The organism is Comamonas sp. CMM03 (assembly GCF_019218715.1).
In the GTDB taxonomy this organism is placed as follows: domain Bacteria; phylum Pseudomonadota; class Gammaproteobacteria; order Burkholderiales; family Burkholderiaceae_C; genus Comamonas; species Comamonas terrigena.
The window spans coordinates 309978-332042 of record NZ_JAHUXB010000005.1 but is presented as its reverse complement, the minus strand read 5'-3'; the positions used below and the strand labels follow the sequence as shown (position 1 = coordinate 332042).

The 22065-nt window shown below is 63.5% G+C and carries 16 protein-coding genes; 12 read left to right on the top strand and 4 right to left on the bottom strand.

From position 1 onward, the window contains the following. Positions 1 to 27 precede the first annotated feature (27 nt). The gene (locus KW830_RS18320) at positions 28 to 771 is read right to left on the bottom strand and encodes an ArsR/SmtB family transcription factor (RefSeq protein ID WP_370626156.1); all 744 of its coding nucleotides are present in this window, start codon (positions 769 to 771) and stop codon (positions 28 to 30) included. A 5-nt stretch (positions 772 to 776) separates the two neighbouring features. Here KW830_RS18320 and KW830_RS18315 point away from each other — a divergent pair, with 5 nt between their 5' ends. The 4 genes from KW830_RS18315 (at position 777) to KW830_RS18300 (ending at position 4115) form a co-directional block, all read left to right on the top strand. Further along, positions 777 to 1157 (top strand): DUF1360 domain-containing protein, encoded by a 381-nt coding sequence (locus KW830_RS18315; RefSeq protein WP_218333979.1) that lies wholly within the window; start codon positions 777 to 779, stop codon positions 1155 to 1157. Positions 1158 to 1262: 105 nt separating this feature from the next. After that, on the top strand, positions 1263 to 1793 hold the full coding sequence (locus KW830_RS18310) for a phospholipase D family protein (protein ID WP_218333978.1): 531 nt from the start codon (positions 1263 to 1265) through the stop codon (positions 1791 to 1793). Between the two features lie 107 nt (positions 1794 to 1900). Next, on the top strand, positions 1901 to 2263 hold the full coding sequence (locus KW830_RS18305) for a hypothetical protein (RefSeq protein WP_218333977.1): 363 nt from the start codon (positions 1901 to 1903) through the stop codon (positions 2261 to 2263). A 16-nt stretch (positions 2264 to 2279) separates the two neighbouring features. Next, complete coding sequence (locus KW830_RS18300) at positions 2280 to 4115, top strand: methyl-accepting chemotaxis protein (RefSeq protein ID WP_218333976.1); 1836 nt, start codon at positions 2280 to 2282, stop codon at positions 4113 to 4115. Positions 4116 to 4663: 548 nt separating this feature from the next. On the opposite strand, the gene KW830_RS18295 is transcribed toward KW830_RS18300, so the two are convergent. Beyond that, the gene (locus tag KW830_RS18295; RefSeq protein ID WP_218333975.1) at positions 4664 to 7081 is read right to left on the bottom strand and encodes a membrane-bound PQQ-dependent dehydrogenase, glucose/quinate/shikimate family; all 2418 of its coding nucleotides are present in this window, start codon (positions 7079 to 7081) and stop codon (positions 4664 to 4666) included. 251 nt (positions 7082 to 7332) lie between these two features. Here KW830_RS18295 and KW830_RS18290 point away from each other — a divergent pair, with 251 nt between their 5' ends. Then, on the top strand, positions 7333 to 8277 hold the full coding sequence (locus KW830_RS18290) for a LysR family transcriptional regulator (RefSeq protein ID WP_218333974.1): 945 nt from the start codon (positions 7333 to 7335) through the stop codon (positions 8275 to 8277). A 272-nt stretch (positions 8278 to 8549) separates the two neighbouring features. Here the strand turns inward: KW830_RS18290 and KW830_RS18285 are convergent, their stop codons facing one another. Continuing rightward, entirely contained in the window at positions 8550 to 9548 is a 999-nt protein-coding gene (locus tag KW830_RS18285; protein WP_066535139.1) for an aldo/keto reductase, read from the bottom strand. A gap of 618 nt (positions 9549 to 10166) precedes the next feature. Between KW830_RS18285 and KW830_RS18280 the strand changes: the two genes are divergently transcribed. Next, positions 10167 to 12872, top strand: a complete 2706-nt coding sequence (locus KW830_RS18280) for an HAD-IC family P-type ATPase (protein WP_218333973.1) — start codon at positions 10167 to 10169, stop codon at positions 12870 to 12872. Positions 12873 to 13201: 329 nt separating this feature from the next. Next, positions 13202 to 13927 carry a class D beta-lactamase gene (gene blaOXA / locus KW830_RS18275; RefSeq protein ID WP_370626155.1) on the top strand — a complete coding sequence of 242 codons (726 nt, stop codon included), beginning with the start codon at positions 13202 to 13204 and terminating at the stop codon, positions 13925 to 13927. Positions 13928 to 14058: 131 nt separating this feature from the next. On the opposite strand, the gene KW830_RS18270 is transcribed toward blaOXA, so the two are convergent. Beyond that, positions 14059 to 14550 carry a hypothetical protein gene (locus KW830_RS18270; protein WP_066535147.1) on the bottom strand — a complete coding sequence of 164 codons (492 nt, stop codon included), beginning with the start codon at positions 14548 to 14550 and terminating at the stop codon, positions 14059 to 14061. Positions 14551 to 14854: 304 nt separating this feature from the next. Between KW830_RS18270 and KW830_RS18265 the strand changes: the two genes are divergently transcribed. The 5 genes from KW830_RS18265 to KW830_RS18245 all read left to right on the top strand — a co-directional run bounded on the left by KW830_RS18265 (position 14855) and on the right by KW830_RS18245 (position 22055). Continuing rightward, on the top strand, positions 14855 to 15334 hold the full coding sequence (locus KW830_RS18265; protein ID WP_218333972.1) for a sigma-70 family RNA polymerase sigma factor: 480 nt from the start codon (positions 14855 to 14857) through the stop codon (positions 15332 to 15334). Between the two features lie 10 nt (positions 15335 to 15344). Then, positions 15345 to 16286 carry a FecR domain-containing protein gene (locus KW830_RS18260; RefSeq protein WP_218333971.1) on the top strand — a complete coding sequence of 314 codons (942 nt, stop codon included), beginning with the start codon at positions 15345 to 15347 and terminating at the stop codon, positions 16284 to 16286. 202 nt (positions 16287 to 16488) lie between these two features. Beyond that, a complete protein-coding gene (locus KW830_RS18255) occupies positions 16489 to 19035 on the top strand; it encodes a TonB-dependent receptor (protein ID WP_218333970.1) in 2547 nt (848 codons plus the stop codon). A 348-nt stretch (positions 19036 to 19383) separates the two neighbouring features. Beyond that, complete coding sequence (locus KW830_RS18250; RefSeq protein ID WP_066536142.1) at positions 19384 to 19743, top strand: DUF2946 family protein; 360 nt, start codon at positions 19384 to 19386, stop codon at positions 19741 to 19743. An 89-nt stretch (positions 19744 to 19832) separates the two neighbouring features. Continuing rightward, positions 19833 to 22055, top strand: coding sequence for a TonB-dependent siderophore receptor (locus KW830_RS18245; RefSeq protein ID WP_255578827.1), 2223 nt, complete (start codon positions 19833 to 19835; stop codon positions 22053 to 22055). Positions 22056 to 22065 lie beyond the last annotated feature (10 nt).

Below are 22065 nucleotides of genomic sequence, written 5' to 3'. Positions count from 1 at the left end.
GCAGTGAGCCACAGGCAACGGAGCAGCCTACCAGTTGCTCCGCGCCGCTGAAGGCTTGGCGCCAGCGACGAAAGCGGCTCGCCATGGGCTTCCCTCCCGCAGACGCCCCTGGCGCAAAGGGATAGTGCGCGGGCTCAGGCCCCGCCCTTCTCGCTGACCATTCCGGCCTGCTCCCATTCCGGCACGCCCCCCCACCAAGCGCTGGGCCTGGTAGCCGTGGCTGACCAGCAGCTCCACCGCCTGCGTGGACGAGATGCAGTAGGGATCGCGGCAGTAGGCCACGATGTCCGTCTTGGGCAATTTCCGCATCCGTGACTGCAGCTTGGCAATGGGAATGTTCACCGAGCCCGGGATATGGGCTTGCGCAAACTCGGCCTCGGACCGCACATCCACCAGCGTAATGCTCTGCTCTGCCATTCTGCGGCGCAGCTCGGCCACCGTGATGGCCTCCAGCTTGAGCGACTGGAAATCCAGCGCCAGCGTCTGCTGCAGCGCTCTGCGCTGAAACTCCGCATAGTTGCGCAAGGCCGCCAGCACTTCGGTCAACGGGCCTGCGCCCAGTCGGTAGAGCATCTGCTTGCCCTGCCTGCGTGCCGTCACAAAACCGCCGCGCTTGAGCGTCTGCAGGTGCTGCGAAGCATTGGCAACGCTCAGTTGCGCAAGCTCCGCCAGCCGCTCCACCGCCATCTCCGCCTGTGACAGCTGCTCCAACAGCGCCAGCCGCTGCGGGTTGCCCAGCGTCTTGGCAATGTCCGCGAATTGCGCCAGCACGCTTCATGGAAATCATTTGGGCCCACAGTGCCGCAGCGCTGTGGATGTGCGTGGTCATCGCGGTAGCTGCCGCCAGCATTTCCTACACCGTCACCATGACGGAGCTGTTTGCACCACTGCGTTCCTGGAGCCAGAAGCTGGGCCACATGGTGGGCTATCTGTTCACCTGCTTTTATTGTATGAGCCACTGGGTCGTCATCGCAGCCGTGCTGCTCTACCAGCCCCGCCTGATACACAGCAACATGCTGGCCGTCGACCTCATCGTGTCGATCTTCTTCACCATCACGATCGCCGCCCTGGTGTGCGGCCTGCTGTTCAGGGTCTTTCTGAGCGCCATGGCGATGAAGCTCAAGCAACAAGAAATGGCCGCGGTCATGCACAAGTAGCACCGCGCCACCATCATGGTGGCCGGTTTCCGGTTTCTGCGTTCTACTCCCTGCCATCAGGATCACCAGTCCACATCCACCATTGCTGCGCAGAGGCTCGCCCACATGAACCGGAACCCCATCCCCGCCATCGCTCTGGCAGCCCTGCTGGGACTGCCCATGCTCTCCAGCGCCGCGCCCAGCGTACAGGCGGGCTTCTCACCCGAAGGGTCGGCCCGGCAACTGGTGCTGGACACCATCACCAGCGCCCGGACCAGCATCCAGATCCTCGCCTATGCCTTCCAGGCGCTGGACATAGCCCAGGCCCTGGTCGATGCCCGGCAACGCGGCGTGCTGGTGCGCATCGTGGTGGACAAGAAACGCAACACCGGCAAAGCCAGCCAGGCCGCAATGGATCTGGTGGTGCGCAACGGCATTGAACTGCGCACCAACGACCGCTTTCACATCCACCACGACAAGGCCATGATCGTGGACGGTGATGCCGTGGAAACCGGTTCCTTCAACTACGCCCCGTCGGCCGAGACCGCCAACTCGGAAAACGTGGTGGTGATTCGCGGCATGCCGGAAGTGACCCAGCAGTACCTCCAGCATTGGCAGTCCCGCTGGAAGCTGGGAGTTCCCTACCCGGTGCGCTGACGACGCTGGCCGCCACGCGGCGCGGCCCGTGGCCCGTGGTCTGCGGCATCCGGTAACCGAACCAGGCGACCGTTCCAGCAGCGGCTCCTGCCTGCGCTGGAAAGACCATGGCGGCCAGCACTGCCCAGCAAGAGCGGCAGGGCATGACCATGGCTCCCTTCCACCGCGTTGGCAGCAACGCCAGTTCTGAAAATAAGACCCATCCCAGCGCACCGGGGCGCTTCTCGCCCAATGGCCCGGCCCGGGCACAGGTGGTGCACACAACACGCGACACCGGCAAAGCAAGCCGGGCCGCAACGGACCTGATGGGACGCAACAACATGGGACCGCGAGACGCCGACCGCTGTCACGTTCACCACGACAAGTGCCGCCAGAGATATGAAAAAGATTTCATTTTTCACATCTCTCAAGTTTTCTCGTGCATTTCCGAGAACAAGGGTAGTTGTGCATCTTGTTTCACCCCCTGTTGAGTGCCTCGGATTCCGTATGTTCCATACCCTTCGTTCAAAAATCCTGGCCATCAGCACGGCCACCGTGGTGGGCGCACTGGCGATCACCGGTGCTGCCAGCTACACCATCGCCCGCACCAGCAGTTTCCAGACGCTGGCGCAGGACCTCAATGCCATCACGGCGGGCAACACCATGGCTGTCGACCAGTGGGTGGCCGCCAAGGCGCAAGCCGTGACCGCCGCCGCAGCTGCCATCGAACACGGTGACCCGCGCGACCTGGCGGCCCACATGGGCCAGGCCAGCGGTTTCCCCATCACCACCGTGGGCTGGGAAGACAAGAGCTTCAAGTCCACCACCCAGACCGCCGCTGACTACGACCCTACAGCCCGGCCCTGGTACAAGGCCGCCGTACAGGCCGGCAAGCTGACGGTGACCAAGCCTTATGGCGACTCCAGCACCGGCATACCCTATGTGGCCTTTGTGGCGCCCTTGCAGGCCGCCGGTGTGCGCGGCGTGCTCAGCGGCGCCGTGCCCCTGGATGGCGTACGCGCCGTAGTGGCAGCCATCCGCCCCACGCCCAGCAGCAGCGGCTGGGTGGTCAATACCGAAGGCCTGATCTTGGCGCATGCCAACGCGGAGTACGCGCTCAAGCCTGCCACCTCGCTCTCTACCGAGCTGACGCCTGCAGCGCTGGCTGCGCTGGCCAGCGCCCAGGCTCCCATGCGGTTGGACCTGGGCGGCCGCCCCCAGTTGCTCAAGGCCCAGACGGTGGCTGGAACCGACTGGCTGCTGGTGGTTGCCCTGGACGAAGCGGAAGCCACGGCCGGTCTGTCCAGCCTGTTGCATACACTGATCGCCGCCATCGTGATCCTGGCCCTGGTGGCCGCCGCGGTGGCTGCCGCGCTCACGGCGACATCCTTCCGCCGCCTGTCTCAGGTGCGCGACGCCATGAACCGGATCGGTTCGGGCGGCGGAGACCTTACCCAGCGCCTGCCCGTGATCGGCCGGGACGAGGTGGCACAGATTGCTGTGGCCTTCAACAGCTTTGTGCAGCAGATCGGTGTCGTGCTGCAGGACGTGCGCAATCGCGTGGACTCCATGACCACGGCTACCGACGAGATCAAGGCCGGCAATGTGGACCTGTCCACCCGCACCGAGGACTCGGCCAGCAGCCTGCAGGAAACCTCGGCCGCCCTCTCCCAGCTCACGGTCCATGTGCGTCAGTCGGCCGACGCCGCAGCGCAGGCCACGCGCCTGGCCGATGCCGCCAGTGAATCGGCCAACCGTGGCGGTGCCACCGTGAGCAGTGCGGTCGCCACCATGGATGAGATCGCCCAGTCCTCGACCCGCATTGGCGAAATCATCAACGTGATCGATGCCATTGCCTTCCAGACCAATATCCTGGCACTCAACGCCGCCGTCGAGGCCGCCCGCGCGGGCGAGCAGGGCCGCGGTTTTGCCGTGGTCGCCAGCGAGGTTCGCTCTCTCGCCCACCGCAGTGCCACCGCCGCCAAGGAGATCAAGGCCCTGATTGACGCCTCGGGAGCCAGCGTACGCACAGGCACGGAGCGCGTGCGCGCCTCGGGCGCCACCATGGGAGAGATTGTGGACAGCATCCAGCGGGTGGCCCGCATCATCAATGAGATCCACGGCTCCATGGCAGAGCAGAGCACGGGCATTGATCAGATCAACCAGGCCGTGGCAGAAATGGATAGATCCACCCAGCAAAACGCTGCCCTGGTCGAGCAGTCCACGGCCGCCTCGGGCGTGCTCAACGAACAGGCCCACCACTTGTCCGATGCGGTGAGCCGGTTCACGCTGTCCACAGAGGATTCCAGCCAATCCTCCAAGCTCCTGCAGTTGTCTCGATAACCTAGTCTGCCGCGTGCCGATCGAAGCCGCACATGTCGGGCACATGCCGGCATCGAAGGCCGGGCAGCAGGCGCTGGTGTCGAAAGCGGAAGCGCTGCGGCGCCTGAAACACCGCTGCACGGCATGACCGGAGCGTGACAGCTGAGAAAGGCCGCTGCGCACCTTGCCAAGCAGTTCAGGTGAAGTAGGCCTTCACAAGGTGCACCGCACTCATGCTGTGCGCCATGGCCGCAGATGCCCCAGTCTCGCGCAGGATGCGTTCGACCATCTGGCTCTGGATTCCCTCAACACAGCCTGGCTAAACCAAGTCGCCTCAACCTGACGCGCTGTCGAGCCTGCGAAAACGCGGGCCGTATCGGAGTACGGAGATCACAAGCCAGGACAGGTTTCCGAACGCCCTGGCATGGTGAACCCGCCTGGCTCGTTGATAAACCCGATGTATCGAGCCCAGGCGTGGTGCATGAAGAAGCGGCACCAGGGTCATCGGGACACAAAAAAGCCACCCAAGGTGGCTTTTTCTGTGCAGATCCTGTCGTCCGTGGATTCAGTTATTTCTGCGGCAGAGCCCAAGCAATGATGCTGTCACCCAGCTTTGTTGGGATACGTTCATGTCCGCCCACCACGGCTACCACGTACTGACGTCCATTAGCCATGAAGGTCAGGGGTGATGCCTGATTGCCTGCGGGCAAACGCTGTTCCCAAAGCAGCTCGCCAGTCTCGCTGTTGTAGCCACGGATAAACTGGTCCAGGGCTGCACCGATGATGGTGACACCGCCAGCAGTGGTCACGCCAGTGCCATCGCTGGGTGTACCGATCTCCCACTTGGTGCGCGAAGGAATCCCCCAAGGGCCGCTGTCGTAGCCAGTACCGAAAGGGCGACTCCAGACCACTTCACGCGTGCGCAGGTCGATGGCCGACAGGAAACCCCAGGGTGGCGCGATGCAGGGCTGGTTCAGCGACGACATCCACGGACCTTTGGAGGCGCCGTAAGCCTGGCCTTCCTGTACACGGAAGCCCTTACTTTTACCTGGGGCCTGCTGGAAAGACTTCGCCCCCATAGCATCGAGCTTTTCGCGCGATACCAGGCTTTGCATATAAGGCAGACGCTGGTTGTTCAAAAGCAGCAGGCCACGTTGCAGATCCACCATGACCCCGCCCCAGTTCAGACCACCATGGTGGCCCGGGTAGACCAGCGTTTGCTGGTCTACACGCGCAGGCGTCCACTGGCCTTCATAGTGGGCCTGACGGAAGTCGATGCGGCACTGGATGTGGTCAAACGGCGTCAGCCCCCAGGTGCTGGCTTCGGTCAGGAGCTCATGTGCCTTGCCCGGGCGGCCCATGGTATTGGGCATATCCAGTGACATGGGCTGGGTAGCGGCTGTGCGCTCCCCTGGGACATCGGTCTGAGGCACGGGCACTTCGGTCACGGGCACCAGAGGCTGACCGGTGACGCGATCCAACACAAAGATCTGTGCCGACTTGGTGGCTTGGATCACAGCCGGGCGTACGCCGTCGGGCGTGGGGAAATCCACGAGGTTGGGCTGTGGACTGAGGTCGTAATCCCAGACGTCGTGGTGCACGGTTTGAAAATGCCAGCGCGGCTGGCCAGTGGACGCATCCAGCGCAACCAGGGCAGAGCTGTACTTGCCCTCCTGCTCAGTGCGGGTGCCGCCGTAGAAGTCGCCGGCCGCATTACCCGTGGTCACATAGACCAGACCCAATTCGTCGTCCGCAGACAGCGGAGCCCAGGAGTTGGGTGTGCTCAGCGTATAGGTCTCACCTGCCGGCGCAGGTGTGTTCACGCCCGGGCGGCCCAAATCCCACGCCCAACGCTGCTGACCAGTGATTGCGTCATAGCCGCGCACTACACCTGACGGAGCTGGGCGCACATCAGAGTCGATGACTTGCCCTCCTGTGACGATGGTGCCGCGAATAATGGTGGGCGCAGAGGTGATGGCCGTTGATCCTGGGCGGAATTTGCCCAAGCCTTGTTTGAGATCCACAAATCCCCCCTGGCCGAAACTTTCGCAAGGCTGGCCCGTGGTGGCGTCTACCGCCCCCAAGCGCACGTCGGTTGTGCCCCAGATCACGCGCCGCGCGCAAGCTGAGTCCGGCTGTGCGCCAGGTACCTCAAAATAAGCAACACCACGGCAATTAGCGCCGCCACCCTTCAGGTAAACCGGATCCACCTTGGAATCGAAACGCCAACGCTCCTTACCCGTAGTGGCTTCCACCGCCACAATTACCTGCGTAGGAGTGCAGGTGTAGAGCAAATCCCCAATCTTGAGCGGCGTGGACTCATTCAGGTAAGCGACCTTGCTGCCTGCGGGCTTGACGTCACCATGGTGGTACTCCCAGACTTTTTCCAGCTGGCCGATGTTGGTCGGCGTGATCTGAGCTGCTGCGGAATAGTGGTTCCCCATATTGGAGCCGGCATAGGCTGTCCAATTGGTCTCGTCATGGCTTGCAGCGATGTTGCCGTCGGGCGAGGTCATTTGGGAACGGCTGAAGGGTGCGGCCGGGCGTTGTTGAGCCAAACTTGTGTCGGCCAGCTGCACTGCGGAGGGAAACTGGATGGGCACAAGAATGGTCAGCAACATGACCAGAGGCAAGGCCCCATGCACGGCAGCATATGTGCGTGGACGTATGTTGGGCAGCATACGCAGCACTACAGACCAGCATGCCAGCCACAGGAAGCTGACTGCTATCAGCCAGGCCAGACGCGGGATGTAGGCCCAGCCGTTGCTGCCCGACTCCCAGATCGACCATACATAAGTCGCCACCGAAAGCAAGGCAAAAAGCCAGAAGCCCAATTGCTTTCGCTGCAGATGTAGAACACCTGAAGCCATGAGCAGGACTCCGGTCAAGGCATAGACGAAAGAGCCTCCCACGGCCAGCAGGCGCACGCCGGCAAACAGCAGGGCCGCACCTAGCACGATCATGGCCGCGGCAAGCAGGATGAACACGACAAGGCCGCCTCGCCCAACACGGGCTGGCGGCGTTAGAGAATCCGAAGAAGTCATAAATGGTCTGGCAAAGACAGTGGAAGGCAGGGCAACGCTGCACATGAGCGCAAGAGCAACTTAAAGAGCGCGTGGCTCTGCAGGCGGGGTGCCGACTTTACGTGTTCCAAATTGGAATCTGAAGCGGTAATAATTGATCACCAGCCATTCCATTTCAGAACTTTCAGAACTCTCTTCTCTACCTTTTCTTGTCTATGCGGGACCTGGATTTAAGTAACTTGCGCCTGTTTGTGACCGTATGTGCCACTCGCAGCCTGGCACAGGCAGGGGCACAACACCACCTTGTGGGATCGGCCGTGAGCAAACGTATGCAACAGCTAGAAGCTCAACTTGGTTCGGTACTGCTGGCACGTCATCGGCGGGGCGTGCTGCCTACCGCTGCAGGCGAGGTCCTCCTGGGCCATGCCAAGGCCATACTGGAACGTGCAGACAGTGCTGTGCAGGAGCTTTCCGGTCTGTCATCCGGCATCAAAGGCGAGGTTCGGATAATGGCCACTTTATCGGCGATCCTGGGGCAACTTCCAGACGACATTGCCGACTTTCTGGCCGATCCGACCCATCGACAAATAGATGTCAGCGTGACTGAATGCAATGGTCGCGAGATCGTGCGCAGCCTGCGTAGCGGACAAACTGCAGTGGGCCTTTGCTGGGATCGAGAGGCGCTGGATGGCTTGCATGTCCGGCCCTACATGCAGGATCGGCTGGTAGCCGTGGTAGCTCCTCACAGCGTGCTGGCACACCGTAGCCAATGCAGCTTTGAGGACACGCTGGACTTCGACCATATCGGCATGCCAGCTTCCACAGCGCTACGGCAGAGCCTTGACCAAGCTGCCGTACATCTGGGGCGGGTGATCCGCTACCGCATGAATGTCACCACAATCGACAGTGTCCTGCGCGGCGTGCGTGCAGGTTTGGGCTTGGCCATTGTACCCGACAGCCTGCTGCGAAACGTAAGCGATGGCCTGCGCTACTTGCCATTGATCGACTCCTGGGCACGGCGCCAGCTCGTAGTCTGCTCGCGCCCCCCCCAGGAGCTAAGTCCTGCTTCGCAGTTATTGGTCCAGCATCTTGAAGCGGTAGGTCTCCGCGATCTGGCAGCAACAACATCTAAATCCTCGGTCGGACTGCAACAGTCGTAGATCGGCCAAAAGCAGCGTTTAGCGACCCTTTGCCTAACTGGGCTAACGCAACGGACTCGCACAATTCTCCGGTAATTTGGCCGTCGGGGAAAGCTGCTCGTCCTGCTTGAGGCACACCACAAACTGGCGTCTCGCCCAAGAGTCCTGCAGAGGGATCACACGCATAGGAGCACCGTCCACCCAAGGGCTCAAAAGTGTCTCGTGAAACCGGGTCAATCCATGGCGCGGCAAGGAGAGAGGCTTATGCCCACTCGCTTTGCATGGCCGAACGGTCACTCGCTTTCGATTCCGGTGAAGCCCGCCTCAGGGTAGCGTTCGCCAGCCACACGCCCTGGTGCGAACATCTCATCGAGTTCTTGAATTTGCTTTGAGGTGAGTGTCACGCTGGAAGCGCTGACATTGCTCTCCAGATAGCTCACCCGTCGCGTACCAGGAATTGGAATGACGTTCTGGTGCTTGTTCAAAATCCACGCCAAGGCAACTTGGGAGTTTTTCAGCCCATAGCGTGAAGAGAACTCCGTCAGCTCGCTGACGAGTTGCTGGTTCTGTGCCCCAGCATCGCCGTTGAATTTCGGGTTGGAACGCCTGAAATCATTCGACGCCAGTTCGTCCACATTGACTGGTCCGGCAAGAAAAGAGCGGCCAAGGGGACTATAGGCAACAAAGGTCGTTCCTAATTCGGCGCAGGTGTCCAGCATCGCGTGCTCAGGCTCTCGGCTCCAGAGAGAGTATTCACTCTGAATGGCTGCAATGGGGTGGATGGCATGGGCCCGCCTGAGCGTTTGCGGGGAAACTTCCGACAGGCCGATTGCAGCGACCTTTCCTGCGGCGACCAGGGCGGCCATGGAGGACACGACTTCCTCAATGGGAACAGAGAGGTCTCGCCGATGGCAGTAGTACAGGTCGATTCTTTCGACGCCGAGCCGCTTCAGCGACGCTTCACAGGCCTGCCGAATGTATGCAGGCGAGTTGTCGATGCGGCGCTCATACTTCCCTTCAGAGCGAACAATCCCGAATTTGGTGGCAAGGACTATTTGGTCGCGCTGTGCTTTGCCAAGGTGAGCAACAAACTGACCGAGGAGTTGTTCGTTGCGGCCAAAGCCGTAGGTGTCTGCGGTGTCGAAGTGGGTGACGCCGACCTCCAGTGCTCGCGCCAGGACTCGAAGCGAATCTGCGTCGTTGCTTTCTCCATAGAACTCGCTCATTCCCATGCAGCCCAGGCCTATGGCTGAAGAGAGCTTTCCCTTGTCTCCCAGTTTGCGCTGCTCCATCTCTATGCACTCCTCTGAATTGCTTTGATCGGACTATCTCCAAGTAGACAGCCGCCCATGCATGCTACAGGTACGCGGCCCCACCAAGCGGCGGCGCAAGGCCATCCGCCCCGCGCAGACAAAGCACCACAGCACGGAGCCGCCAGGAAGCCCGCCAGGCATACAAGCTCAGGAACTGCCAGCATGCGCTGATAGCTCAGGAACACTGCACCGGGTCTGGGTGGTACCGCACCACCCCGCGCCCTCCCGCTTCCAGCGATGTGCGGTCCAGCCGGATGCGTTCGTACTTTTGGGTATTCACGCTGGTGACAAATTCACCGTGGAAATGTGGAGCGAACGCCTGCCCGTGGCAGTCGAAATAGGCGACGTCCACAGCAGGAAGTAAGCAGCGGGCGAAAGAATGCACTGCGGCAATGCAACGGCGACTCCAGAGGCAAAAAACGCCATCGGGCCGCCACATTGCTGTCATGCCGATGGCCGCCGTTCTGCCCATGGTCAGTGGCAAAGCTTGCTGAGCGCCTATCATTTGCCGCAGCGTTCTCCACGGTAGCTATCCAACCGGGCACAGATCCGGCTCACACACGTTTCAGTTTCAGTTGAATCGTCAGGGAGTCTCAGATGCAGAAACAGAGCCGCGTTGCCGATTGGCACGCGTTGCCGGCCGATGCCGTACTCACCCAATTGCACACGACCGCCGCCGGACTGGACTCCGGCCAGGCCGGTGAGCGCTTGCAGCAGCAAGGGCCCAATGCCCTGCCCGCTGCCGCGTCACGCAGCATGCTGGTGCGCTTTCTGTCGCAATTCAACAACCTGCTGATCTATGTGCTGCTGGGCTCGGCCGTGGTCACGGCATTGCTGCAGCACTGGGTCGATACTGGGGTCATCCTGGCGGTGGTATTGATCAATGCCATCTTCGGTTTTGTGCAGGAAGGCCGCGCGGAAAAAGCGCTGGATGCGGTGAAGGCCATGGTCTCCAGCCGCGCCAATGTGCTGCGCGACGGCCTGCGCAGCTCCGTGCCTGCCAAAGAGCTGGTGGCAGGCGACTGCGTGCTGCTGGAAGCCGGAGACCGCGTCCCAGCCGATGTGCGCCTGCTGCGCGCCAGCAGCCTGAAGCTGGATGAAGCCATGCTGACCGGCGAATCGGTCGCCGTCGACAAATCGGTCGACCCCGTGGCTGCCGATGCCGCCCTGGGTGACCGCTTCTGCATGGCCTACTCCGGCACCCTGGTCGCCGCAGGGCAAGGCCTGGGCGTGGTGGTGGCCACCGGCCCGCGTACCGAGCTGGGCCGCATCAGCACCATGCTGAGCACGGTGGCGACCCTGGCCACCCCGCTGACCCGGTTGATGGACCGCTTTGCACGCCAGCTCACCATCACGGTGCTGAGCCTGTCCGCCCTGATGTTCTGCTTTGCGCTGTGGGTGCGCCATTACGACCTGGCCGATGCATTCATCGCCATCGTGGGCATTGCGGTGTCGGCCATCCCCGAAGGCCTGCCCGTGGTCATGACCATTGCACTGGCCATTGGCGTGCAACGCATGGCTGCGCGCTATGCCATCGTGCGCAATCTGCCGGCGGTGGAAACGCTGGGCGCAGTCTCGGTCATCTGCTCCGACAAGACCGGCACCCTCACCCGCAACGAAATGAGCGTGCGCGCCGTGGTGCTGCCCGGCGCCAGCTTTGACATAGAAGGTGAAGGCTATGCCCCCCAGGGCCGCTTCAGTCTGGCGGGCCAGCAGGTGGACCCCGCAGCCCACCCGGCGCTGCTGCAGTTCGCCCGGGGAGCAGCCCTGTGCAACGACGCCCACGTGCGACAGGCCGACGACGGCACCTGGACCGTGGAAGGCGACGCCATGGAGGGCGCCCTGGTGGCATTGGCCAGCCGCGCCGGCCTGGACGTGGAGGCCTTGCGTCTGGACTGGCACCGCCTGGATGAAGTGCCGTTCGATGCCGTCCACCGCTTCATGGCCACCCTGCACCGGCCTGCCGACGCCCTGGCAGTGGTTTTTGTCAAAGGCGCACCCGAGCAGGTGCTGACCATGTGCGTGGACCAGCAGGGCCCCGAAGGCCTGCAGCCGCTGGACGCCCCCTACTGGCTGCAGCAGATCGACGCCCTGGCCGCCCGGGGCTACCGCGTACTGGGCCTGGCCAGCCGCGCCCCGGCACGCGGCGCAGACAGCGTGGACATGGACGATGTGAAAGACCTCACCCTGCTGGGTGTGCTGGGCATGATCGACCCGCCGCGCGACACCGCCAAGCAAGCCGTGCGCGAGTGCCGCAGCGCTGGCATCGCCGTGAAGATGATCACCGGCGACCATGCCACCACCGCCGCCGCCATTGCCAAGGAGCTGGCCCTGGCCGACACCATCCGCGTTACTTCGGGCCATGAGCTGGACGGCCTCAACGACGCCCAGCTGATCGACGTAGCCAGGGCCTCCACGGTCTTTGCCCGCACCAGCCCCGAACACAAGCTGCGGCTGGTGCAGGCCCTGCAGGCAGACCGCAGCGTCATTGCGATGACCGGCGACGGCGTCAACGACGCCCCGGCACTCAAGCGCGCCGACATCGGCGTGGCCATGGGCATCACCGGTACCGCTGCTGCCAAGGAAGCCGCAGGCATGGTGCTGGCCGACGACAACTTCGCCACCATCGTCGCTGCCGTCAAGGAAGGGCGCACCGTCTACGAAAACCTGCGCAAGGTCATTGCCTGGACCCTGCCCACCAACGGCGGCCAGGCCATTGTCATCGTCGCGGCCATCCTGCTGGGCCTGTCGCTGCCGGTCACGCCGGTGCAGATTCTCTGGGTCAATCTGATCACTGCCGTGGCGCTGGGCCTGACACTGGCGTTCGAGCCGCCGGAGCCCACGCTGATGCAGCGCAAGCCCCGCTCCCCCGACGAACAGCTGCTGCAGCCCTATCTGCTGTGGCGCGTTGCCCTGGTGTCGGTGCTGTTCGCCATAGGCTGCTTCGGCATGTTCGAATGGTCGCTGCAACGTGGTGACTCGGTCGAGCTGGCACGCACCATCGTCGTCAATGCCCTGGTGATCATGGAAATCTTCTACCTGTTCAGCGTGCGCTACATACAAGGCACCTCGCTCAGCCTGCGCGGCGTGCTGGGCACCCCGGCCGTGCTGCTGGGCGTGGGCGGCGTCATCCTGGCACAGCTGCTGTTCACCTACACCCCGCCCATGCAGGCGCTGTTCGACAGCCGCCCCGTCGACATGACCGCAGGCCTGCTTTCCATCGGGCTGGGCGTGCTGCTGCTGGTGCTGCTGGAAGTGGAAAAGCTGGTGGTGCGTCTGATGAACCTGGATGTCCGGGGCTAGGGTGAGAGGGGCATTGCTGGCGGGGCGCCAGCTGCCAGCCTGCCCCGTGGCATGAAGCAGCAATGCATCCTCACGATCCCCTATCGGTCATTTGAGCAACGATGCGGTCGACGGCCCCATGACGGGTTTCAGGTGTGCGGCGAACAGGAGCTGGTAAACCATAGCGATCGCCCCTGGGCGCTTCACGTGGGCAGTGGTGTTTCGGGCGACACTACAGCTTTCCATTCAAGCGTCCAAATGCCCAAAGCCTCCGCCTGCCTCATCCATTTTCTGCTTTTTGGGTGTTTTCGGCGCCCCTCTCGCACGCAGGCGAGTTGTGCACCCTGGTTGTGGATGCAACAACCGGCGATACCGTTGTCCGCAGTGGTGCCAGTTGCGCACAGCGCATCACGCCGGCATCCACGTTCAAAGTCGCCATCAGCTTGATGGGGTTTGACTCTGGCGTGCTCCAAAGCAGTCACCGCCCAGCATGGCCCTATCGAGATGGCTACCCTGACTGGGCAGGGGATGCATGGAAGGGAGATATTGATCCAGCCGGTTGGATGAAGAAATCCGTCTTCTGGTACTCCCAACAGGTGGTGAAACAACTCGGCCAGACTCGCTTCGATTCCTATGTGGCCTCCTTCAACTACGGAAACCAAGACACCTCAGCTGTCCAGGTGCAACACCCTGAAAACCAGGGTGTCTGGGTCATGTCGTCGCTCCAGATTTCCCCCATCGAGCAGGCTGCATTCCTGAGAAAGCTGGTCAATCGCCAGCTCCCCGTGAGCGCTGGTGCTTATGGGATGACGGAAGAGATCACCCGACAGGAAGATCTGAACGGTTGGCGGATCTACGGGAAAACAGGCACCGGGTCACCGGGGCAGGACCACAAGTACCAAGCTGATCAAGCCTATGGCTGGTATGTCGGGTGGGCCAGGAAAGGCGCGCAAGCCAAGGTGTTTGTCCGCCTTATTCAAGATGAAAAAGTGCAATCCCCCAATGCAGGCTTGCGGGCCCGCAGCCAAATGTCCGAGCAGCTGCTTTCGGTCACCACCCTCAACCCAACGCGTTGAGGGCAGCGTCTGCAACTGGCGGGCGACCGCAGGAGATCCACCCGTTGCAGCCGCACCGCACTCCTGGGCAATCAGCGTTGCGTGATGTTCAAGCCGCTCCCCAGGCCAAGGCAGCCGCCTTGCCCTGACGTTCAGTCCTCGCTCGTGCGCGGGTAGCCGGCGTCTGCCCACTGCTGCGCAGCAGCGCGGGTGAGCCTGTAGTCGGGGCGGGCCCGTACCTGGGCCAATTGGCTGCCGTCCGCCGCCGTCGCGCTGAGCGTGGCAGTGGGGTTCTCCTCATCGGGCTCGATATCGAGAGCCACCGTCACGCGCAACCCGTGCACGTCAATCTGTATGGCCTGGTGCAACAGCGCTGCCAGGTGCTGCTCATGCCGACGGATGACCTCGTGGGCCGTCTTCACCAAGGTATTGAAGGCCGACACATCAAGTGGCTTGGGATTCTTCTTGTCGCGGCCCATGGTCCATGGGCCGACCAGGGCGGGCTCCGATTGGCCGTCCTGGGTCATTGACACAGCCCAGCCATCGTCGTCTTCATTTTTGATGACACGGGCTTCCCAGCCCTTGTGGTGCCAAAGGCGGTCTTCGAAGATGGAGACGTCTTCCTGTTCGGGTTCTACGGACATGCTTGGCTTCTTTTTTGGGAGCTATCAAGTCCAAAGTTTACTGTTTCTCTATACAGCCCACAGCCTGGTGAGGCGGAGGGCACAGACCGCACAGCGGCATTGCCCACGTCGCACCAATGTCCAGGCTCACATCTCCACACAAGCTCTCTGCGATTCGCAACCTGCCCCCAATCTGCATCTTGAGGTGAGGCTTTGTACAAATTGAGAATAGGTATCATTTATGTAGAATCGCCGCATTTCCAATGCACCTGAACCTCCCGTGTCCACCCCCGCCCACAGCATCGCCAGTGAAGCACTTGGCGGCATGTACACACTGCACAACCGCTGGTTGATTGCCTGGCTGCAACGCAAGCTGGGTGACCGCCACGACGCAGCGGACATTGCACAGGACACCTTCACGCGCATCTGGAGCACGGCCAAGACCCAGGCCATTGAAGACATTCGCGAGCCCAGGGCCTATCTCACCACCGTCGCCCGGCGGCTGATGATCAACCACCTGGAACGCCGCTCGCTGGAACAGGCCTATCTCACCTCCTTGCAGCTGCTGCCTGAAGCCACCACCCTGTCTGCCGAAGACCGGGCCATCCTGCTGGAGACGCTGGAAGAGCTGGATGCCTTGCTGGGCGAACTGCCGGCCAAGGTGCGCACGGCATTTCTGCTCTCTCAGCTCGAAGGTCTGGCTTACGAGGAGATTGCCGAGCAGATGCAGCTGAGCGTGCGCACCGTCACGCGCTATATGGCACAAGGCTTCCGGCAATGCCTGCGCGTGATGTGGGATGCGTGAAGGCCACACCATGGATGCACACATTCTCGACGAGGCGGCCCAATGGATGGCGCGCCGGCATGCCACCGGCTTCGGCGCTGCGCAGCAGGCCGAGCTGGCCCAGTGGCGTAGCCGGAGTGCCACCCATGAAGCCGTCTGGCAGCGCATAGAACAGCTGCAATTGCGCATGGATGGCGTCCCCCCATCCATGGGCATGGCCGTGCTGAACCGTTCACGGGCAGGCAGCCGCCGGCACGTGCTGCGGGCCACGGCGCTGGTCCTGGCCACCCCCATGCTGGGCTGGCTGTCCTACCGCCACCTGCCGTGGCAGGTCTGGAGTGCAGACTTCAGCACCGCCACGGGCGAAACGCGCGATGTGACGCTGACGGACCACAGCCACGTGCTGCTGAACACGGCCTCCGCCATCAGCACCCGTTTTGACAGCGAAGCGCGCCGGGTCCGCCACCATGCGGGCGAGATCCTGGTGGAGACTGCGCACGACAGCGTCTACCAAGCCCTGCCCTTCGTGGTGCAGACGGACGACGGCCTGTTGCGCGCCCTGGGCACCCGGTTCACCGTTCGCAAGCATGCGCACGGCACCACGCTGGCCGTGCTGCAGGGAGCCGTGCAAGTCACGCCCGCGCAGTCCGGCCAGTCCCTGGTGGTGCAGGCAGGCGAACAGGTCAGCTTCAACAGCCACCAGACTGGTGCCGTCACACCACTGCCCCCCCATACCGATGCCTGGGTGCGGGGCACGCTGTATGCCCAGGACATGCGCCTGGACGACTTCCTGGCCGAGCTGCAGCGCTACCGCCCCGGGGTGCTGCAGTGCGCCCCCGGTGTGGCCGACCTGCGCGTCTCCGGCGTGTTCCAGCTACGCGACACGGACCGCATTCTGGAACTGCTGACGCAGACCTTGCGCGTGCGCACGCAAGCACGCACCCGCTATTGGGTGACGCTCATCCCCGCCTGATGCTGATGGGACTGCGCTATTCCTCTCCGGCTGCCCTCCGCTTGCTCTTTCCACCGCCCTTGCCTGTCATCTTTCGCCACTGACCATTCCTGGCTTGCAGGCAGGAATACCAATTTTTTTGTCCATTGCTGTCCGGTTTTTCGATCTCGCCTGTCAAGCACATCAAGACCCATTCATTGACAGACAACGAGGACTGAACACCATGCCCGCCACGCGCTCACGGCCCACCACCCCCCACTCCCCTGCGGTGCCACTGCACCCGCTCACCCTGGCCGTCCGAGCCGCGTTTGTGGCCATCGTCGGCAGCGCCACACTGGCCCTGCCCATGGCGGTGCACGCGGCAGAGCCTGCTGCCCAGTCCGCACAGAAGGCCTACCAGATCAACGCCGGCCCGCTGGGCCCCGCGCTGATGGACTTTGCCGGCCAGGCCGGCATCAACCTCAGCATGGACCTGGCCCAGCTCAAGGACCTGCGCACCCCCGGCCTGTCCGGCCCCCACACCGTCGACAGCGGCTTGGCACGCTTGCTGGAACACTCGGGGCTGCATGCCCGCCGCCTGGGCGCAGGCAACTACGCGCTGGAAGCTGCGCCGGCCACCCAAACGCCCGCAGCCCCTGCCGCGTCCAAGACCGGCGCCGCCGCATCGGCAGATGGACAAGCTGCAGCGGAACTGGCCGCCGTCACCGTGTCCGCACGCACCCAGAACAATCTGGTGGCCCCGTCGCGCCAGGTGACCATTCTGGAAGGGGAAGAAGTCCAGCAGCTGCGCCAAGGCTCCGACAGCCTGGCCACCATGCTCAGCAAGGTGGTTCCCGGCATGGCGGACTCCAGCCACACCATCACCGACTACGGACAGACACTGCGCGGCCGCAACATGCTGGTGCTGGTGGACGGGGTTCCGCTGAACACCAACCGCGACTCCTCCCGCAACCTGGCCAACATCAACCCCGCGGACATCGAACAGATCGAAGTGCTGCGCGGCAGCAGCGCCATCTACGGCAGCGGCGCGGCCGGCGGCATCGTCTCCGTGCGCACCAAGCGCCCTTCGGGCGAAGCCAAGGCAGAGACCGTCGTGACGGGATCAGCCCCCCTCTCGCAACTGCAGGGCGCGGGGCTGGGGGGTGAAATCCAGCATTACCTGTCTGGCGGCGGCGACGTGGTGGACTACTCGGTCAGCCTGGGTGCCAAGCATGTCGGCGGCTCCTACGATGCCAAGGGCAAACGCATCGCCCCCGAACCCAGCCAGGGCGACCTGTTCGACTCCAACATCTACAACGCATCGGCCAAGATCGGCTTCAAGCTGGATGCCAACCAGCGCCTGCAGCTCTCCGCCAGCCACTACAACGCCAACCAGGACACGGACTATGCGTCCGATCCGTCCGTGGCCCGCCTGCCTGCAGGCACGGCAGCGGCCAGGCCCATCCGCGGCCTGGTGCTGGCCGACCAGAACCAGATCAAGAACACCATGCTGGGCCTGGACTACGAGAACCGTGACCTTGCGGGCAGCATCGTGGCGGCGCAGTTCTACTACCGGGATTTCTACACGCGCTTTGCCCCGTTCGACGCGCGGGCCGTGCCCGTGCGGGGCGCCAACGTCGACCAATCCATGCAGAACTCCGATGTGTTCGGCGGCCGCCTGACCGTCAAGACCCCGCTGGGGGCCGAAAAGAACACCCTGCTGATCTGGGGCGCAGACTTCAACCACGAGCGCACCGACATGCCGATCGACATTTTCGATCCCGCCGCCTATGACGCCAGCGGCGGCCTGGTGTTCAACAAGACCGGGCGCCTGATGTACATGCCCCCGGTCACCACGCGCAGCCTCGGCGGCTTTGCCCAACTGCAGCACAAGTTCAACGAACAATGGTCGGTGGAAGGCGGTGCGCGCTACGACCGCGCCCAGGCCAGCTTCAACGACTTCACGCCGCTGTCGCAGTCCAAGCTGTCCACCCCCCAGCCGGTGGCGGGCGGCACCGTCAAGTACAACGCCTGGACCTACAACCTGGGCACGGTGTTCGCGCCCACCAAGGGGCATGAACTCTATGCCTCCTACAGCCAGGGCTTCGAGCTGCCCGATATCGGCGTGGTGGTACGCAATGCCACACCAGCCTTCAACATCGGCAACTCCAACCTGCAGGCGGTCAAGACCAACACCGTCGAAATCGGCTGGCGCGGCAAGTTCGCCAACGTCATCGCCAACCTGGGTGCCTTCCAGTCCGAGTCGGATCTGGGGGCGGTGCAAAGCTTCAACAACGGCCTGACCCTGCTGCGCACCAAGGAAAAAATCCATGGGCTGGAAGGCAGCCTGGATTACTTCAGCGACGACGACCACTGGAGCACCGGCGGCAGCTTCACCTGGATGAAGGGGCGTGAACTTCCCCAGAATGCGGCCCAGTACCAGGACATGACGGGCTACCGCATTCCACCCCTCAAGCTGACGGCCTATGTGGAGTACCGCCCCAGCGCCAGCTGGAGCCACCGCCTGCAGGCCAGCTCCTATTCCTCCAAGGACTACCGCCTGGATGGCAAGACCAGCTTCGGCCGCTACAACACCAAGGGCTACACCACGCTGGACCTGATCAGCCAGTGGAAGATCGACCCCAAGAACCGCATCTCCCTGGGTGTGGAGAACCTGCTCAACCGCAACTACTACCCGCTGTACAGCCAGCTGCTGCGAAGCAACAACAACACCAGCCGCCTGCCCGCAGCAGGCACGGTGCTGCGCATCAGCTACGCACACACCTGGTAAGCCGGTCTGATGTCGGCTGACCCGCCCATGGCGGTAGCTGCCAGTGGCCTGCAGTCACCTGCAGCGCCCTGCGGCCACCGTGGTGGCGGTGTTTGCATGGCCAGAACGCGTGTCCACACCCGCTCTGGCATACCGCCCTGCACACCGCTGCAACCCGCCGTGCGCGGCACTGGTGCATGCGTGTGTGGAAGGGCAATTGAACGTACCAACGCTGCAAACCCGGCCCTGCAACGCCAGCGTTGCGGACCTGGCGCAAGCCCGTGGTGAATGGCACACAGCACGGCACCGGGCCGGATTTTTCCGGCCACCGTTTCCGGTTTGGCTGCACTGGCTTGCATAATGCAGGCCATGCAAGCGCTGCGCTCCTCCCTGTCACTGACCCGCCTGGTTCTGGCGTGGTTCATGCTGACCTTGGGCATCGCAGTGGCCTCGCCCATCGTGCACCCCCGCGCCATGGAAGTGGTCTGCACGGCAGGTGGCAGCATGCAGGTGATCATGCTGGATGAGGACGGTCAGGCCGTCCCCGGCCCGCACCATTCTCTGGACTGCCCCTTGTGCCTGGCCATCACCACGCCGCCGGTGTATGAGTACCAGCATATAGCGCAGCCGCAGCCCCTGGGGCTGGCGCTGCAACCCATTGTCGCCGCGCGCATTGCCGCGCTGGTGGGGGCGCCGCTCCCGCCCCGGGGCCCTCCCGCTCTCGTGTAAGCCCCGTGCGACCGGCATGACTGTCGGCGCACGCCATCGCCGCCGGGCTTGGTCCTGCGCGGCTGGTTCCACTTGCACGCAGATCGTTCATGACCCGTCCCATTTTTGCTGCAGCGCCCCAAGGCGCTGCCCGTTTTCGCTCGTCCCTCGCCCTGCAACGCCCGCGCACAGCCCTGGCCATGGCCCGGCTGCCCTGGCTGCTGTCACTGGCATGGGCGGCTTCTCCCGGCTGGGCCCAAATCGCCACCGCCACCGCCACCGCTACCGCCACCGCACCCGCTGCCACGCTGGACACCGTCACCGTCCACTCGTCCGGCAGCACCGCCCTGGAACGCCCGGTCAGCACCGGCAGCCGCCTGGACCTGAGCCTGCGCGACACACCGGCCAGCGTGGAAGTCACCACCCGCGAACAGCTGGAGGCCAAGGGCGACAGCACGCTGGTCGATGCCATCACCCGCTCCACCGGCATCACCAGTCTGGGCCACCCCGGCAACAGCGGCAGTTCCCTGTCCGCGCGCGGCTTCACGGACACCACCTCCGTCATGCGCCTGTATGACGGCACCCGCCAGTACGGCGGCGTGGGCGTCAGCTTTCCGTTCGACACCTGGTCCATCGACCGCATCGAAGTGCTACGCGGCCCTGCCTCGGTCATCTATGGCGACGGCGCCATTGGCGGCGTGGTCAACGTGATCCCCAAGAAACCCACGCGCGGCCCGGTGCGCAACGAAGTCCAGGCCACCATCGGAACGGACGGCAAGCGCGCCCTGGCCTTTGGCAGCGGTGGCGCCATCAATGACCAATGGTCTTACCGCCTGGATGTCAGCGGCGACCAGTCGGACGGCTGGGTGGACCGCGGTGATTCCAGCAACCGCACCGTAAGCGGCGCGCTGCGCTGGGACCTGACGCCGGACTTCAGCCTCCAGCTCTCGCACGCGCAAGGCCGGCAAAAACCCATGCGCTACTTTGGCACGCCCCTGGTCAACGGTGGGCAGGACCCGGCCCTGCGCGAGCGCAACTACAACGTGGCCGACAGCCGCATACGCTACCAGGACCGCTGGACCGAACTGACGGCCCAGTGGGCCCCCAACAGCAGCACCGCGGTGCGCAGCAAGCTCTACCACATCCGCAGCGACCGCTACTGGCGCAACGCCGAAACCTATGCCTACAACGCCAGCACAGGGCTGATCGACCGTTCAGGCAACACCGAAATCGGCCACGACCAGACGCAGACCGGCAACACCGCCGATGTCACCTTCATCGGCAGCCTGTTCGGCCGCCCCAACCAGGTGTCTGTGGGCTTTGATGTGAACCGTGCCACGTTCGAGCACAGCAACAACACCTACGCCGGCAGCTCCGGCTCCGTGGACCCCTACCACCCCGACCCGGGCTACTACACCAGCGCGGTGCCCTACATTCCGCGCTACCGCAACCAGGCTGACCAGTACGCGCTGTTCGCCGAAGACCGGCTGGAGCTGACCGGACGCTGGTCCATCGTGGCAGGCACCCGGTTTGACCACGCCGACCTCACCCGCCAGGACCTGGTGGCAGGCAGCCAGGCCTTCCAGCGCATCTATTCCAACACCGGCTGGCGCCTGGGCACGGTCTACAAGCTCCAGCCGGATCTGTCGCTCTACGCCCAGGCCGCCAAGGCGGCCGACCCGGTGAGCGGACTGCTCATGCTGTCGGCAGCGAACGCGGCTTTCGATGTGTCCACCGGCAAGCAGTTCGAAGTCGGCCTCAAGCAGTCGTTCTGGGAAGGCAAAGGTGACTGGACCCTGGCTGCCTACACCATCACCAAGAACAATCTGCTCACGCGCGACCCCACCAATCCCGCGCTGCGCATCCAGGTGGGCGAGCGTTCATCCAAGGGACTCGAGGGCACGCTGTCACTGCAGATCACCCCGTCCGTGCAGGTCGACGCCAACGTGGCACTGCTCAAGGCCCGCTATGACGACTTCCGCGAATCCGTGGGCGGTGTCGCCGAATCACGCAACGGCAATGTGCCCACCGATGTGCCCGAGCGCGTGGCCAATGTCTGGGTAGGCTGGAAGTTCACACCCGGCTGGACGCTGTCGGGCGGGCTGCGCCATGTGGGTCAGCGCTATGCGGATGCGGCCAATACGCTCCGGCTGCCGGCTTACACCACCACCGACCTGGCCCTGCAATGGCAGGCCACGGCGGACACCACGCTGACGCTGCGCGGCTTCAACGTCTTCGACAAGCACTACTTCACCACCGCCTACTACACTACCAACCAGTGGTTCGTCGGTGAAGGCCGGCGTGTCGAGCTGACAGTGAACCACCGCTTCTGATCGGGCTGCG